Origin of the sequence: Candidatus Villigracilis affinis (assembly GCF_016705895.1) — a bacterium.
In the GTDB taxonomy this organism is placed as follows: domain Bacteria; phylum Chloroflexota; class Anaerolineae; order Anaerolineales; family Villigracilaceae; genus Villigracilis; species Villigracilis affinis.
In genome coordinates this window covers 91,689-104,993 of record NZ_JADJKT010000040.1, presented here as the reverse complement: position 1 = coordinate 104,993, position 13,305 = coordinate 91,689, and the positions used below count along the sequence as shown (strand labels likewise).

Below are 13,305 nucleotides of genomic sequence, written 5' to 3'. Positions count from 1 at the left end.
CGATTCGTCATGGAGTTGTAATTTTGTTAGGTCTTCAGTGGATGAAAACCCGCTTCGCCCCCAAAACTGATGTCTGGCAGCCCTTAATGGGCAGTTTCTCCCCCTTAGAGTAGACTCATTAAAAACCAATTTCTAATATTGTTGGAGCCACCATTCCGCACTTGGAATGCCGCTGGCAATGACCAGTTCCATCAATTTTTCCGTGTCGAAATACACCCTGCGAAGGTCAACATCCAGGTAATTCTCATTCTGGCTGATGATCGTATATTCTGCCCACGGCAGCAAGCGTGGTGCGTTGCCAGGTGAAAAGGCGAACATGAAAGAATTTCCTACGCTGCCGGAGTTCAAGATAAGCTTATCCCCATGCCGCCGATACATTTGGATGTGCGAATGCCCACCAATGAAAACCGTGGCTTGCTGTCCCTCAAAATATTTATCCAACACTTCCGGCGGAGTTGTCGCCTGAATAATATCGGTGGGCGAAAGGGGAGACCCGTGAAAGCAGAGGATATTTACGCCGTTGGGCAGATTGATTTCGTGTGTGCTTTTAAAAGATTCGATGAAATCGAGATCTTCTTTTGTCAATTTTTCCCTGCACCAATACAGGTCGGGAATAAGATGCTCAGTGATCTCGAATTTTTCGGCTTCCTCGGGGTCAAGAATGGCAGAATCGTGATTCCCTTTGATAATGACACAGTTCAATTCCCGCAGCGTCTCCAAAACCTCCCTGGGTTGAGGGCCGAGGCTGACTGTATCGCCAAGACAGATGATCTCATCAATATTTTGTAATTTAATATCATTAAGAACCGCCTGAAGCGCGGTGAAGTTTCCATGAATGTCCGAGATAAATGCAATTCGCATCGCTAACCTTCCACTATTGTACACGAACAGGTGATAATCCTTACCGATTTGGGTGGAAATAGAACTTATGGGTGATGAATTGTTTTTGAGAATTCTGACGCCGATAACCCTTTAATATCAATTATCCGTGAAAAATGGAGCATAATTGAATTTCTTCATGGTTTTGACATTTTTCATTTGAAGACGAAAGACCGTAATTGTGAGTTGACCGCCATCCCATTCCTGTGACATAATAGCTGGAAATTTGCTCCGCCAGCTACAACAAACTTTCAATTGGAGAAATCATGGCGAACCAAAAATGGTGCGTGATTAACAAGGCTACCCTTTGTAAATTCCCAAAGGGTGAAGTGATTACTGAAATCTATATCGGGTCATTGGTTGAACCCACAGGACGTCAGGAAGATGTGCTCATGCTGGGCAAGGATGGCCAGACTTATAGCACGATATGGGTGGAATGCATTTATCGGAATGCACTGGGCTCACATGTAGGCTGGGTGCGTGACGAATTTTTTGACGACTACGTGGAGAAATTCCCTCCGCCTGTAGTGGAAATTCCCGCTGCATCTGAAGATCAGACTGGCGTTTTCCCCTATGCAACGAAAAATCCAAACGACCCTGCGCAATACCTTGTGCTGGGGAAAAACAGCAAAGGTGAAGAGCAGATCAAATACAATCTGTGCGGAGAATTTTGCGTTGCCTTTGTAATGGGGGTTGGAATAAAACAGTTCCTGAAAGATTGGGAGAACGCCCCGGGTAGCTTATACAAATGGTCCCTGGGCGGTGACAGCGACAAGACCTCGGATGTTTCCCTCATCAAGAATATGTTGAGCGGCTACTCATACAGTGTGGCGAATGGAAATGTCATTGACTTTGCCGTCACGCTGATCGGCCCTGCCTTCGAGGATAAGACCTTAAGCCCGGGTAGATTCCAAAAAATGCTTAAAACACATTCCCTGCTCGCGCAGGTCGTCATCAATAAAAATACAGGCAAGCTGATCCCAAACAACGCAGCCAAACGTGTGAATGGTGGGATCAATCATTGGATCGTTCTTGAAAGCGCAACGCCAAACGGCACCGATGGCGGGCGTGTTGAAATTTACAATCCATACAACAACCAGCGTCAGGAATACAGCTACGATTATTTCATCAGCTCATTTGGCGGAGGGACTTATACAGGCTGTTGGATTCAACGTAGACAGGAAGTGGTCGCTGCTGCGTTCATGGGAGAAGCCGCTTCTTTGAAGAAATGGTGTATCGCTCCCGGAACTTTCCGACAGGTTCCGGATGGCGTAGGCGTGCTCAGTTTTTTGAAAGGCGTAGTGATGGAAGCATCGGGCGTGACCGAAGTCAAAAGCGGCAAGAGTTGGTCACAGGTCAAATATAAAGGCAGGATGGGCTGGGTACGCAATTCCGTTTTGGAGGATTTCGAGGATCGATTTTCGACTCCTGAAGTCCTCATCCCGCATCCCACTCCCGATGAAGATGACGCGGAACAATACATGTTCCTGCCCGGCGAGGATGGTAAAAAACGCAACATGTGCGGACAGTTATGCGCCTCCTTTATTATGAAGATCGATATCGAGAGTTTCGTGCAAGACTGGAAGGTCAAGGCAAAGCCGTATTATCAAGTTTCCATCGCGGGCAAAGCGGATAATGGAACAGGAATCGATTCACTGGAAACCATGTTCAGAGTTTCTCCCTATAATGCCGTGCCCGGTGATGTCTTTCGTTTTGAAGGTGGCATGAAGGATCCCGTGACAGGCGTTCTAATCGTCTCAGCGGGCAGGATGAAGAAAGTGCTCGAAACCCACTACCTGGTAGCTGGTGTGCGAATTCGACAAAGCGACAAACTGACAGGCAGACTAAGCGGACAGGGTATCGGTCACTGGGTGGTGGTGGATAAAATTTTCCCCAATGGAAAGAACAGCGGCAATGGCGGCTGGGTCGAGATCTACAATCCCTACCCGAATCGCCGCCAGGAATATGCTTATGACGAGTTCATGCAGTCATTTGCAGGGACAATGGGTCTTTGGGTACGAAGAAAATAATTATTTCAGTTACTGGACGGAAAATCACCACGCCACATTTCGATGCGGCGAAACGATTCCACATATCCCATTTGATAATACGCAGGCAGGTGTGGATCATTAACCTGAATATTCTCAATGTGTGTATCCAGACGCGGATATTGGGAATGCAAATGAGTAAGCAGAGCGTAGGCGACCGTAGCTGGGTCGCCTGCTTCTGTTTTAATGGCGAAACGCGTGAGTAGGAATTTTTCGCGCTGATATACCAGCCAGCCGCGGCTGCCATCCATCAGCGTAATGCTCAAGCCTGAAACCTCATGGGCGTTGACCAGCGATTCGGATTGATTGGTCCAGGGTTGGGTGCCGCGATCATGACCGACCAGCACTAGTGACTCGGTGCGGTCCATGCGTTGGGCATCCGCCACGATCGGGGCAATGGGAGGAATCAGCGGGGAGCGCCGCATCACCAAAAGCTCTCCGATCTCACGGAATCCATATTTCAAAAAAAGCTGATGGGCTGGCGTATTGTTCTTGATCACTTCGAGCATGACAAAATCAAGGTTGAGTTTTGCCGCATCCTTGATCAGGCCACCCACCAACGCGCTGCCGATTCCATTACGGCGTGTATTTGGAATAACACCGAGGCGTGTAAGCCAGACACGGTTTTTGCGAACGCCCAACATGGCCACCCCAAGCATCTGCCCATCGCGTGTCGCGGCCACCAGCGAATGCTCCAGATCGACATCGTAGATGCGCACGTACTCAGCAAGGCGCGCCGCATTCATTGGCATGGGGATCATGTAATCGACGCGCGTTTGGTTGTAAATGGCTGTGAGTTCGTCGTAGTTGAATCGACTTGCAGGAATCAATTGGATGGAGTCATTCGGATCTGTGTTTTGCATTTATTTGGCTTTGAGAAATGAATTGATCCTGGCAACGAAATCGGCAACCCGCGTGATGGGTTTGCTGATGTATCCGCTGAAACCATAGCTTTTCACCATCTCTTTTGCGTTTTCTTCGGGCCAGGCCGAGAGCGCAATGATGGGTGTGTTTGCAAGTTCGGGTTTTTCGCGCAGCCATCCTGCCAGTGTCTGACCATCATAATCAGGCAGACCAAGATCGAGCAGAATCAGATCGGGAATATTATCCAGCGCGAATTGCAGGCCAGTTTCTGCATCGGATGCGTGGATGATCTTGTGGTCGGTGCCAGAGAGCGCCCGCAACACAAGCTCAAAATTATCATGGATGTCTTCAACGACCAGTATCTTGGCCATGGCGTCACGCTCACTTTTCTTGGATCATGTGCTTGATAGGTTCCAGCCAGTTGACTATAGCATAGTCAACTGGCGAATTGTGGACAAGTGGAGAATGTAATAAAGAATGGCACTTTCTGTAGATGGTTTAGCTCATTTTGCACCACTCCAAAAATTGGACTGTGGCTTTTGTAATTGGTGTACAAGGAATGGGTGAAGCCGAAAAAGAAAAGCTCTGCAAATAGCATAGGGCAAGGGGTTACCACTTCTCGTGGTGAATGTAATCCTGGTCGGCTTTGCGTCCGCGCTTGAGGGATGGAGAGGGGCGGTCGGGCGCACGATAGCCAACGGCGATAACGCCGACGGGCGTCACTTCTTCGGGGATGGATAGCAGAGTGCGAAGTGCTTTTAGATCTTTGGAGCCAACAAGGGCGCTGACCAGACCTTCGTCAATGCTGGCGAGCAGGGCGATCATCACGGCACAGCCGATATCCATGAACCAGTAGGGCACAGGCCAGACGATCTCGTTGCCTTTGTCGTCCACCTTGTCCGCTTCCTGATAACGGCGGTGATACGCCAGCTCACTTGTACAGGGAATCAACAGCACAGGCGCTTTCGAGATGAATGGGTCGAATCCGCTTTTGACGTATTCGCTCTCCTCGCAGGTGTCGGCGATGGCTTTTCTCATTTCAGGCTGGGTGACCACGATGAAGGATTGTCCCTGTGTGAAGCCTGCGCTCGGTGCGTGGCGTGTGAGTTCGAGAATGCGCTCGATGATCTCAGGCGATACAGGTTTATCTGCAAAATTGCGGACCATGCGGCGTTTGAGGACAGTGTCTTTGAGTTCCATGTTTTCTCCATTATTGATTTGCGATGCGCCATTATAGCAAAGCGTAGTATCCATCGAAAGATGGATGGGAAAATCCATCTACAGAGAGATGACCGATCGTAGCAGCCTGCCTATACTTTCATCATTCTCATCTGGCTTACGGAGACTTTATGCCTAAAACAAAATTTGATTTTCTGACCCTGATTGCCATTTCAGCTTTTTCCTTTATGCTTGCCACCGCCGTACATGAACACGCGGGACATGCGTTGGCATGCGTTGCGCTTGGTGGTACTGTAAAAGCGCTCGGCGCGTTCTATGTGGAATGTGATTACGAATCCCTCTCGACTGTGGGAAATCGTCTCGTGGCTCTTGCGGGTCCGTTGGTAAGCCTGTTTACGGGACTCATCGGCATGACCCTTTTTGACCGCACTTCAAAATCGAATCCGCCGCTCAAATTTTTCCATTGGCATTTTGCAACGATAAACCTCATGGTTGCGGCTGGGTACATGCTTTTCTCTGGCATCGCTGGAATTGGAGACCTTGGTACAGAACAGTATGATGTTTTTTATCAGGCGCAGCCAGAGTGGGTTTACCGCACAAGCCTGGCCATTCTTGGGCTTGCCAGTTATTACTGGGTGGTCTACGTCTCCATTCAGAAAATGGATGCATTCATTGGCGGCGAAGGCATGGAACGTGTTAATCGCGCACAGATGATCTCGCTTGTTTCTTATCTAACTGGTGGAGTGACTGCTGTACTGGTCGGCTTGCTAAACCCGTATGGACTCATCATCGTGTTGGTCTCATCTGTTGCGTCCAGCATGGGCGGCACCTCGGGCCTGGCATGGATGATGCAACTGCTCGACCGCAAAAAGAATACAGGGGATGCCGCCCTGTCCATGCCGCGAAGTTGGATGTGGATATTTGCAAGCGTTCTTTTTGTTCTGGCATACGCCGTTTTCTTCGGCCCGTCCATCTATTTCGAGTGATCTGCGCTGATCCAAAAGGATTCAGCGAAATAAACAATATCAAGGAGTAAATAAAATGTACAAAATTACTGTCGCCATGTATCTTGCCGCCATTGGAGCTATTTTCTTCTTTGCCTCACCGTTCAGGATTCTTGAAAATAATATTGCGACCTTTTGGGGGATAGCATTCATGATTCTGTCGGCGATCACCTGGGGATTCTGGCCGACGCCGAAGAAGCAATAACTATCTGATGCCTGCACCAATTGAGAGACTCTATGATGCTTTTACTTAAAACAAAATCTGTAAAAAGAAAATTAGGTCTTCTGACATCCCTTTTCATCTTTGCTGTATTGTCGGCGTGCGCAGCCGCCACCCGGTTGCGGCGCCCACAGTGCCGCCCACCGCCTCAGTTACGCCCACAGTGCCGCCTTCCTTATCCTCTGATCAAGAGGCGCTGCTGAGGGAATTAACCAAAGCCATTCGCGACCATAATGCAGAGGAGGTAAATCGCCTGCTTGAATTGGGAGTGGCGGTGAACGACATCCAGTCTTTCAGGCAGCTTACACCTTTGGCACTGGCCTCTTACGAAGGCGATACGGAAATCATCGCTTTGCTGCTGGAGCATGGTGCAGAGATTGCCATGTACAACAAAAACCAATATGGCACGACCGCGCTGATTGAAGCCGCGCAAAATGGAAAAACAGAAGCTGTGAAATATTTGCTGGAGCACGGCGCTGACATTAATCAGCGTGACCAATTTGGCGACCCTGCTTTGAATTGGGCTACCTATTACGGGCATGTGGATGTGGTCAAGGTTTTGATCGAGTACGATGCAGAATTGACCGTTGTCGGGTCGGGCGGTGGTACCGCATTGAACACCGCCATTGCCCAGGGACACGAAGATATTGAACAAATGCTGCGTGATGCTGGTGCAACCAGATAAATACCTCGCGCAACCCCGCCCGCTTTTTGGTGAGCGGTTATACTTTTAATTATGACGAAGAAATCGGAAATCGGAAATCCGCATGTGTGGGATCGCTGGGATTGGATATTCCATGCCATCTCCTACGGTGTGTTGATTCTCCAGGCGGTCATTTTTGTTGTCAACGATTTGGGGCATACTTCATTTCAGTGGTTCTTTGGGCTGACAAGCATGATCGCAGTTTGGTACTTTCCGCTCATCTTTAATCGTAATGCACTTTGGATCAAGAATCCTCCGCGTACTTTGGCATATCAGATTGTCGGTTGGATTCTTTTGGGTGGGCTTATCTTTTTGAATCCAACAGCGATGATGCTGGGGGCGATGTACTACCCGATCTTGTTCACACGAATGCCGATCCGTTGGGCGATCTCCAGCGCTTCTGTGCTCACTCTGGGTCTGCTGGTTGCTTTCATCGCCATTTTCAACATCGACAGCGAATCGCTGCCAACGATTGTCACAGTAACTGGGTTGATTCTTGGCGGCGCAATTACGATCGGCACCTTTATCAATTCGTTGATCGTCCAAAGCAGTGACCGTCAACGCTTGATCAATGAACTATCCCAAACTCGCGCAAGCCTTTTGAAAGTGGAAAGGGAGGCTGGCATCCTTGCAGAACGTCAACGCCTGGCACGGGAAATTCACGATACGCTCGCGCAGGACTTTACCAGTATCATCGTGCATCTCACCGCCGCGAAACTTGGCGGCTCTGAATCTGCGACGCCTCATATTCAACAGGCCGAGCAGACTGCGCGTGATGGCCTTGATGAGGCGCGGCGCATCGTGTGGGCCATGCGACCCGAGCAACTCGAACATTCCACTTTGGTTGAATCCATTGAGGAATTTGCGGCGCGCTGGTCGGCGGAAAACTCTGTCCGCGTGAATACTGCCATTACTGGCGCACCCAAGCCCCTCGGTCCAGAAAGAGACGCTGCCCTTTTGCGCGTCACACAAGAGGCGTTGAACAATGTCAAGAAGCACGCCAGCGCCCGCCGCGTAGACATCACGCTTTCCTACATGGCTGATCTTGTTGCGTTGGATATTGTGGATGATGGAATCGGTTTCGAAGAAAAGAATCATCGCGGTTTTGGCCTGAAGACCATGCGTGAGCGTGTAGAGGAATTGCTCGGTACGTTGACGATTGAAAGCGGCGATGGCACGGCCATTGCGGTTTCGCTACCTGTGGAGGATGAATGACGATTCGATTGCTCATTGCAGATGATCACCCCGTTGTGCGCAGTGGACTCAAAGCCATCCTCGCTTCACAACCTGACTTTGAACTGTTCGCTGAAGCCGACGATGGATTCGCCGCTGTTGAATCTTCTGTAAAATTCCAGCCCGATGTGATCCTGATGGATCTGCAAATGCCCGTGCTGGACGGCGTGACCGCGATTGCACAGATCCATGCCTCGAATCCGTCGATTCGTATTTTGGTGCTCACTACCTATGACACTGATGTGGATATTCTGCGCGCACTTGATGCAGGCGCAACGGGTTATCTTTTGAAAGATGCGCCGCCCGAGGAATTGTTCCGTTCGATCCGCTCTGCGGCCCGTGGTGAAGTGACTCTTGCCCCAAGCGTCGCCGCAAAATTGACCCGCCGTTTGACTCATCCGCTCGAAAAATCTTTGAGCGGACGCGAGATCGAAGTGCTTTCCCTCGCCGCGCGCGGAGACTCCAATAAGGAGATCGCTGCCAAACTGCATATCACCGAAGCGACGGTCAAATCTCATTTCGTGCATATTTTCAACAAACTTAACGTCACCGACAGAACCGCCGCCGTGACAATGGCGTTGGAGAAAAAGATGATTCGGTTGGAATAAAAAACTTTCAATGTGGGATGATATATTTTTCCAAACTCGTAATCAAGCGCTTCATATCAATATGAAAATCGGGGTCAGACCGAATCTGGATCCCATTTTTGCCGCTTAATTTTTCAAGGCTTGGCGGCAATTTTTCTTTTGACGGCATTGCTGCTCCACGTACCAACAATGGAATGACGGGGATTTCACCAGCCAGCGCCGATTCGATTTCGATTCGTACAAAATCATTGGGTTCATCGAGCCGTGTTTTTCCTGCATCGTTCATCTCCAGCCATTTTTCCCCGATCACGGCAAGCAGGGCGCCAGATTTGCCGATTGCTTCGATAATATATTTTCCAAAATCAGAACCCAGCGGAATTGAATACACGTCTTTGAAAACGTATTGTGCCCCAAAATGTTTTACAAGTTGGTCATAAATGCGCCCGACCACATCGGCGCTGTCTTTTCTGCGATAGGAAATGAAGATGCCGCCCGAAGCAACTTCATTTGATGGCGGGGATTCTGATTCTCCGCTTCGTTGGTCAATGTTGACGGTTTCGGCGTTAACCATCTGATTGACGGATTTTGCATTTATATTGACTTTCATGGCTTCCTTTCAGGAGATGCTGTTCTTTTGAGTCTTAGCTGGAAGCAGGCCCGTCTGCGGTCTGTAAAATCTTTATTTCCTGTCCTATGATCAGGCGGTCGATTTTTTCGGCGTTGATTGAGTATTTTCCTTCGCGGTCTCGATAGTCGGTAATGTCAAATCCCATCGAATCGAACGTGTCGAGAATAGTTCTGCTGATCTGCTGGTAGAGCGTTTTGATCGAAGCAAGCGCCTCTGTACTGCCAAAGAAATCGTTGGTGAAGGTCAGTGAATAATCCTCCCGCCAATTTCCGAGAGAAGTTAATCTTCCTGGCCATACTGTGGTTACTTCCATTAACTCCTTTAGTTCCTTTGCGAACTTTTTCTGCTCGTCTTCTGTTTCGATTGGGTCGAGCTTTTTGAGCTCCCCATAATTCATATTGTTCGATTGGAATTTTTTGCTTGATTGCTTGATGTTTTGTTTTAGTATGCTTGTTTTTTGCGCTGAACTTTGAACCTCCAAAAAAGATGAGGATTGTATTGTGGCACCAATAGGTGCGTCTTTCTGCTCCCTGCGGTGCTGGAGCAGTCTTTCCTGAAAATAGTCGTTTCTGTATACCAACGGCCCGATTGTCGTTAATGCGACCTGGCAGGACATCGAATTACCCGCCATAAACGGCCGTACAAAGAATGTTGCCACGGTATCGTGTTCAGGAAAAAACGATTGAATGACAAAATACCAGCGCGCCGAAGCTCTGCTGTCTATTGAGTTCAGGTTTTTCAGGGTATGCATATCTGCCCAAAGGTGCGGAGACTTGTCCTTATTTAACCATGCGCTATCCATGGATAGGCTGTCTCCATGGATGGCAATCAGATTGCCACAATACACTTCTTTTAGCGGGAATTCCGCGATCTTTCTGTGAATGTTTTCCTGAACTTTTTCGATGATCTCATGGATCGAACCGCCAGGTGTTGTTTGTTCTTTTGGTCTGCAGACGAACAAGTTCTGTGCCTGGAGCCGCCCGTATCCTGGAAAAGGATGCAGGCTGTTTGTAATCACTACGATTGGGATTTTCTTCCCTCCTATGCTTCCATCTCCTATTTCTTTTAACTTGAATTCGTTCTCGATCTTGCGGTCAATATTCGGGTCTGGTTTTGCGGTCCAATTCCCTGCAACCAGCTGGGCAATTGCCCTCGCGCGGATATCTGACACATTTTTCGGGAGTATCTTTAAATTTCCATACGATATGTATGTGAGAAATGCCAGGCCGCCCATGAAGAGGGCTAAAATGCCAAGCTGGGTTGTCCAACCAAGGAGGAGAAATACAAAGATGGCAGTCAATGCTCCGAAAGCTGTACTTTTTTGCAAAATACTTTTGTGAACTTTATATGATGACGATTTTATTTCCCCGATCACCTGCCAGATGATCTTTACCAAAAGTTTGTAGTCGAATAATATATAGTGGCCCAGACTATTGAAGGGTGGCGCATATGGTTTTGGGATCGATTCGATTAGCGGGAAGTCACATTCAGAGATGATGGAAGCTGCGATGTGATAAGTCAGATGCTTTGTGACATTCTGACGTAGTTGGCCGGGACAATCAGTCGCCGCATGGTCCGCAATCAGTCTTTCGGGTATCGTTGCGCTCATTTTGCACTTCCATTTTTTATTTTCACTATACAGGAAAAAAATTGGAAAAGCAAGTTAGGCCCGCGGCCCGGCGAATGATTGGCCCTTCTTCAGGGTGTTTATATTGATTATTTAGCCAGATGCCCGCCGCTCTCGGCCTGATCAAGCACAGCCAGAATGGTGCGGACCAATTCGCGCGCCGCGGATTCGCTCAACTCCACGGCGACACGGGCGGAAGGGCCTTGGGCTTCATTGACGAAGTCAATGTTCAGGGCGTGTTCGTAGGGAGCATCGAAGGGATGGTCGTAGGATACATTTGCTTGTTGCAGAGGGAACCAGCCTTGGGTGCCTTTTCCACTTCCGTCAATTTTTACTTTTTCAACGATCATTGTACACATGATTGAGATTCCTTTTTGTCTTTAAGTGACTCAAGTTTCTAATTTAGGCTTTTATCGCAAAGTCGCTAAGACGCCAAGATTTATTTTTTTCTTTGCGCCTCTGCGCCTTTGCGTTAAAGTTTGTGCAAATTTTGCGAAGCGGCAACTTCGATTAAGTAGTTGGTTGATAACAATTTCACAACCTGTAGCTCAAGGCGGCGTCCCCGCCGCCGAGGACGGCGGTGAGCATGGGGATTGAACGTAAATATTTTTACGCCAGATGCTTTTCGAGAAAGGCAAAGTCTTCTTCCAGCCATCCACGGCTTGTTCCTGGCGGTAGTTGGGACGGTCGTAATAAAAGAATCCATGACCTGCATTCGGGTACATGTGGAATTCGTAATTCTTGCCGTGCTTTTTCAACTCGGCTTCGTGGATATTCACTTGTTCGGGTGTGGGGCTGGAATCATCTTCGCCGAATAACCCGAGGATCGGGCAGGACAGGTCTTTGGTGTAATCGAGTGGGGAGACAGGGAAGTTTGCATTGAGTTGATCGGGGGTCATCACCACACGTCCGCCCCAGCAATCGACAATTGCGTCAAAGCCTTTTTTGCGGCAGGCGGCGAGGTAGGCGTGACGTCCGCCAGAGCAGGTGCCGAAGATGCCGACCTTTCCGTTGACATCTGCCAGCCCGCGGAGGTGTTCCATTGCGCCTGTGAGATCGCCGATGACTTGATCATCGGGCACGCCTCCATCTGCGCGGACTTTTGCTGCGACATCTTCGGGAGTTCCGTGTCCCGAGCGGAAGTATAGATTCGGGGAGATGGTTACGTAACCGTGATGGGCAAACTTGAAGGTGGCTTCGCGATACCACTGATCCCAGCCTGGCATGTGGTGCACCAGCACCATCGCAGGGAAGGGGCCTTTGCCAAGCGGTTTTGCAAGATATGCGTTGATCTGGTCGCCGTTCGCACCTGTCATCGTGACGGTTTCAGCCAGCACGCCTTCGTACATGTCGGTTGTGTACATGTGGAATCTCTCCTTTTGAATTGGTAAATTGGCGCGATTGTACTACGCTGTGCCTTTAACTGTCGGCGCTGGGAATGCTGGTTGTGGGCTGGCAGGTTTCGGTTAGGGGCGAAGCGGGGTGATATCCGCATCAGGCTTGAAATGGGTTCTGAATCGCGCTACAGTAAGGTTGTAAAAGATGTCCCTCAGAAAGGAGTCGAGTTATGGAAATTGCAGTTGGAAGAGTAACTCATTACTTTGATCATCTCAGCGTTGCGGTTTTGGCGCTCAATGAAAATCTGAAAATTGGGGACAAGATTCACATTGTCGGGCACAGCACAGATTTGATCCAGCGGGTTTCATCCATGCAGATCGAACATCATTCGGTGGTTTGGGTGAAGCCAGGGGATCACGTAGCGCTCAAGGTCATCGAGCCCGTTCACGAACACGACGTTGTTTTCAGGATCGTCGAAGAGGTTTTGGAGCCGATTGCCTGATCTCGAAATACAAATAAACAGAGCGGATTTCCATGGAATGGCTCCGCTCTGTTTTCGCGTACTTGTTTTAGATTACACGAGTATAAAAATTATGCCTACCACGGTGATTGGATCATGTCGTATTCGACCTGCGGGGAGGCGAGGGAGTCATTCCAGATCTTCATGTATTCATCGGCCAGTTCGGGCCTGTAGAATGAATGCAGGATTTCTTCGATGTTATAGATGCCGTCTGCAACGACGGGGTCCATGAGAAAGATGTAGGTATAGGTCCCATCCTTGTTCGGCAGGCTTGGATGTAAAACGCGTACCTTGTTATACGTTTCTGGGTGGATGTGGGCAAGGGCAGGCTTGAGGATCTCATGCAGAAAATGAACATATTCCCCGCATTTATCGGCCTTGACATGATTCAGCAATACCCAAACGTCCTCTCCCTGATGGGCGCGGATGGTCTCGCGTTCCCTTGGATCAACATAGGCGAAAGTCATGGCTGCCT

General features: G+C 49.1%; 16 protein-coding genes. 7 read left to right on the top strand and 9 right to left on the bottom strand.

From position 1 onward, the window contains the following. Window positions 1-132 precede the first annotated feature (132 nt). Window positions 133-861 carry a metallophosphoesterase family protein gene (locus IPI86_RS23190; protein ID WP_345300408.1) on the bottom strand — a complete coding sequence of 243 codons (729 nt, stop codon included), beginning with the start codon at window positions 859-861 and terminating at the stop codon, window positions 133-135. Between the two features lie 284 nt (window positions 862-1,145). On the opposite strand from IPI86_RS23190, the gene IPI86_RS23185 reads away from it, so the two are divergent. Continuing rightward, window positions 1,146-2,909: a hypothetical protein gene (locus IPI86_RS23185; protein WP_345300407.1), complete on the top strand. Its 1,764-nt coding sequence runs from the start codon at window positions 1,146-1,148 to the stop codon at window positions 2,907-2,909. A 5-nt stretch (window positions 2,910-2,914) separates the two neighbouring features. On the opposite strand, the gene IPI86_RS23180 is transcribed toward IPI86_RS23185, so the two are convergent. The 3 genes from IPI86_RS23180 to IPI86_RS23170 form a co-directional block, all read right to left on the bottom strand. Beyond that, window positions 2,915-3,790, bottom strand: coding sequence for a GNAT family N-acetyltransferase (locus IPI86_RS23180; RefSeq protein WP_345300406.1), 876 nt, complete (start codon window positions 3,788-3,790; stop codon window positions 2,915-2,917). Next, window positions 3,791-4,162 (bottom strand): response regulator, encoded by a 372-nt coding sequence (locus IPI86_RS23175; RefSeq protein ID WP_345300405.1) that lies wholly within the window; start codon window positions 4,160-4,162, stop codon window positions 3,791-3,793. Window positions 4,163-4,400: 238 nt separating this feature from the next. Further along, entirely contained in the window at window positions 4,401-4,991 is a 591-nt protein-coding gene (locus IPI86_RS23170; RefSeq protein ID WP_345300404.1) for a nitroreductase family protein, read from the bottom strand. A gap of 149 nt (window positions 4,992-5,140) precedes the next feature. On the opposite strand from IPI86_RS23170, the gene IPI86_RS23165 reads away from it, so the two are divergent. From IPI86_RS23165 to IPI86_RS23145, 5 genes are all read left to right on the top strand, one after another. Next, window positions 5,141-5,956: a hypothetical protein gene (locus tag IPI86_RS23165; RefSeq protein WP_345300403.1), complete on the top strand. Its 816-nt coding sequence runs from the start codon at window positions 5,141-5,143 to the stop codon at window positions 5,954-5,956. A 55-nt stretch (window positions 5,957-6,011) separates the two neighbouring features. After that, entirely contained in the window at window positions 6,012-6,179 is a 168-nt protein-coding gene (locus IPI86_RS23160; RefSeq protein ID WP_345300402.1) for a hypothetical protein, read from the top strand. Between the two features lie 148 nt (window positions 6,180-6,327). Beyond that, window positions 6,328-6,879, top strand: coding sequence for an ankyrin repeat domain-containing protein (locus IPI86_RS23155; protein ID WP_345300401.1), 552 nt, complete (start codon window positions 6,328-6,330; stop codon window positions 6,877-6,879). Window positions 6,880-6,930: 51 nt separating this feature from the next. Further along, window positions 6,931-8,112 (top strand): sensor histidine kinase, encoded by a 1,182-nt coding sequence (locus IPI86_RS23150; RefSeq protein WP_345300400.1) that lies wholly within the window; start codon window positions 6,931-6,933, stop codon window positions 8,110-8,112. Beyond that, entirely contained in the window at window positions 8,109-8,738 is a 630-nt protein-coding gene (locus IPI86_RS23145; protein ID WP_345300399.1) for a response regulator transcription factor, read from the top strand. Before IPI86_RS23150 ends, IPI86_RS23145 begins: the two co-directional genes overlap by 4 nt. Window positions 8,739-8,745: 7 nt before the next feature. On the opposite strand, the gene IPI86_RS23140 is transcribed toward IPI86_RS23145, so the two are convergent. The 4 genes from IPI86_RS23140 to IPI86_RS23125 form a co-directional block, all read right to left on the bottom strand. Next, window positions 8,746-9,324, bottom strand: a complete 579-nt coding sequence (locus IPI86_RS23140; protein WP_345300398.1) for a toll/interleukin-1 receptor domain-containing protein — start codon at window positions 9,322-9,324, stop codon at window positions 8,746-8,748. A 34-nt stretch (window positions 9,325-9,358) separates the two neighbouring features. After that, window positions 9,359-10,741, bottom strand: coding sequence for a hypothetical protein (locus IPI86_RS23135; RefSeq protein WP_345300397.1), 1,383 nt, complete (start codon window positions 10,739-10,741; stop codon window positions 9,359-9,361). A 320-nt stretch (window positions 10,742-11,061) separates the two neighbouring features. Beyond that, window positions 11,062-11,331: a DUF6295 family protein gene (locus tag IPI86_RS23130; RefSeq protein ID WP_345300396.1), complete on the bottom strand. Its 270-nt coding sequence runs from the start codon at window positions 11,329-11,331 to the stop codon at window positions 11,062-11,064. A 189-nt stretch (window positions 11,332-11,520) separates the two neighbouring features. Then, window positions 11,521-12,336, bottom strand: a complete 816-nt coding sequence (locus tag IPI86_RS23125) for a dienelactone hydrolase family protein (protein WP_345300395.1) — start codon at window positions 12,334-12,336, stop codon at window positions 11,521-11,523. Between the two features lie 203 nt (window positions 12,337-12,539). Between IPI86_RS23125 and IPI86_RS23120 the strand changes: the two genes are divergently transcribed. Next, window positions 12,540-12,812 carry a hypothetical protein gene (locus IPI86_RS23120; RefSeq protein ID WP_345300394.1) on the top strand — a complete coding sequence of 91 codons (273 nt, stop codon included), beginning with the start codon at window positions 12,540-12,542 and terminating at the stop codon, window positions 12,810-12,812. Window positions 12,813-12,907: 95 nt separating this feature from the next. Here IPI86_RS23120 and IPI86_RS23115 read toward each other — a convergent pair whose 3' ends face one another. Beyond that, window positions 12,908-13,297: a hypothetical protein gene (locus tag IPI86_RS23115; RefSeq protein WP_345300393.1), complete on the bottom strand. Its 390-nt coding sequence runs from the start codon at window positions 13,295-13,297 to the stop codon at window positions 12,908-12,910. Between the last annotated feature and the right edge of the window lie 8 nt (window positions 13,298-13,305).

Bases quoted from the DNA above. Each gene is read 5' to 3' on its own strand.
- IPI86_RS23115 (WP_345300393.1), bottom strand. From the start codon at position 13,297: ATGACTTTCGCCTATGTTGATCCAAGGGAACGCGAGACCATCCGCGCC.
- IPI86_RS23170 (WP_345300404.1), bottom strand. From the start codon at position 4,991: ATGGAACTCAAAGACACTGTCCTCAAACGCCGCATGGTCCGCAATTTT.
- IPI86_RS23150 (WP_345300400.1), top strand. From the start codon at position 6,931: ATGACGAAGAAATCGGAAATCGGAAATCCGCATGTGTGGGATCGCTGG.
- IPI86_RS23120 (WP_345300394.1), top strand. From the start codon at position 12,540: ATGGAAATTGCAGTTGGAAGAGTAACTCATTACTTTGATCATCTCAGC.
- IPI86_RS23175 (WP_345300405.1), bottom strand. From the start codon at position 4,162: ATGGCCAAGATACTGGTCGTTGAAGACATCCATGATAATTTTGAGCTT.
- IPI86_RS23185 (WP_345300407.1), top strand. From the start codon at position 1,146: ATGGCGAACCAAAAATGGTGCGTGATTAACAAGGCTACCCTTTGTAAA.
- IPI86_RS23180 (WP_345300406.1), bottom strand. From the start codon at position 3,790: ATGCAAAACACAGATCCGAATGACTCCATCCAATTGATTCCTGCAAGT.
- IPI86_RS23190 (WP_345300408.1), bottom strand. From the start codon at position 861: ATGCGAATTGCATTTATCTCGGACATTCATGGAAACTTCACCGCGCTT.
- IPI86_RS23145 (WP_345300399.1), top strand. From the start codon at position 8,109: ATGACGATTCGATTGCTCATTGCAGATGATCACCCCGTTGTGCGCAGT.
- IPI86_RS23165 (WP_345300403.1), top strand. From the start codon at position 5,141: ATGCCTAAAACAAAATTTGATTTTCTGACCCTGATTGCCATTTCAGCT.
- IPI86_RS23160 (WP_345300402.1), top strand. From the start codon at position 6,012: ATGTACAAAATTACTGTCGCCATGTATCTTGCCGCCATTGGAGCTATT.
- IPI86_RS23140 (WP_345300398.1), bottom strand. From the start codon at position 9,324: ATGAAAGTCAATATAAATGCAAAATCCGTCAATCAGATGGTTAACGCC.
- IPI86_RS23130 (WP_345300396.1), bottom strand. From the start codon at position 11,331: ATGTGTACAATGATCGTTGAAAAAGTAAAAATTGACGGAAGTGGAAAA.
- IPI86_RS23125 (WP_345300395.1), bottom strand. From the start codon at position 12,336: ATGTACACAACCGACATGTACGAAGGCGTGCTGGCTGAAACCGTCACG.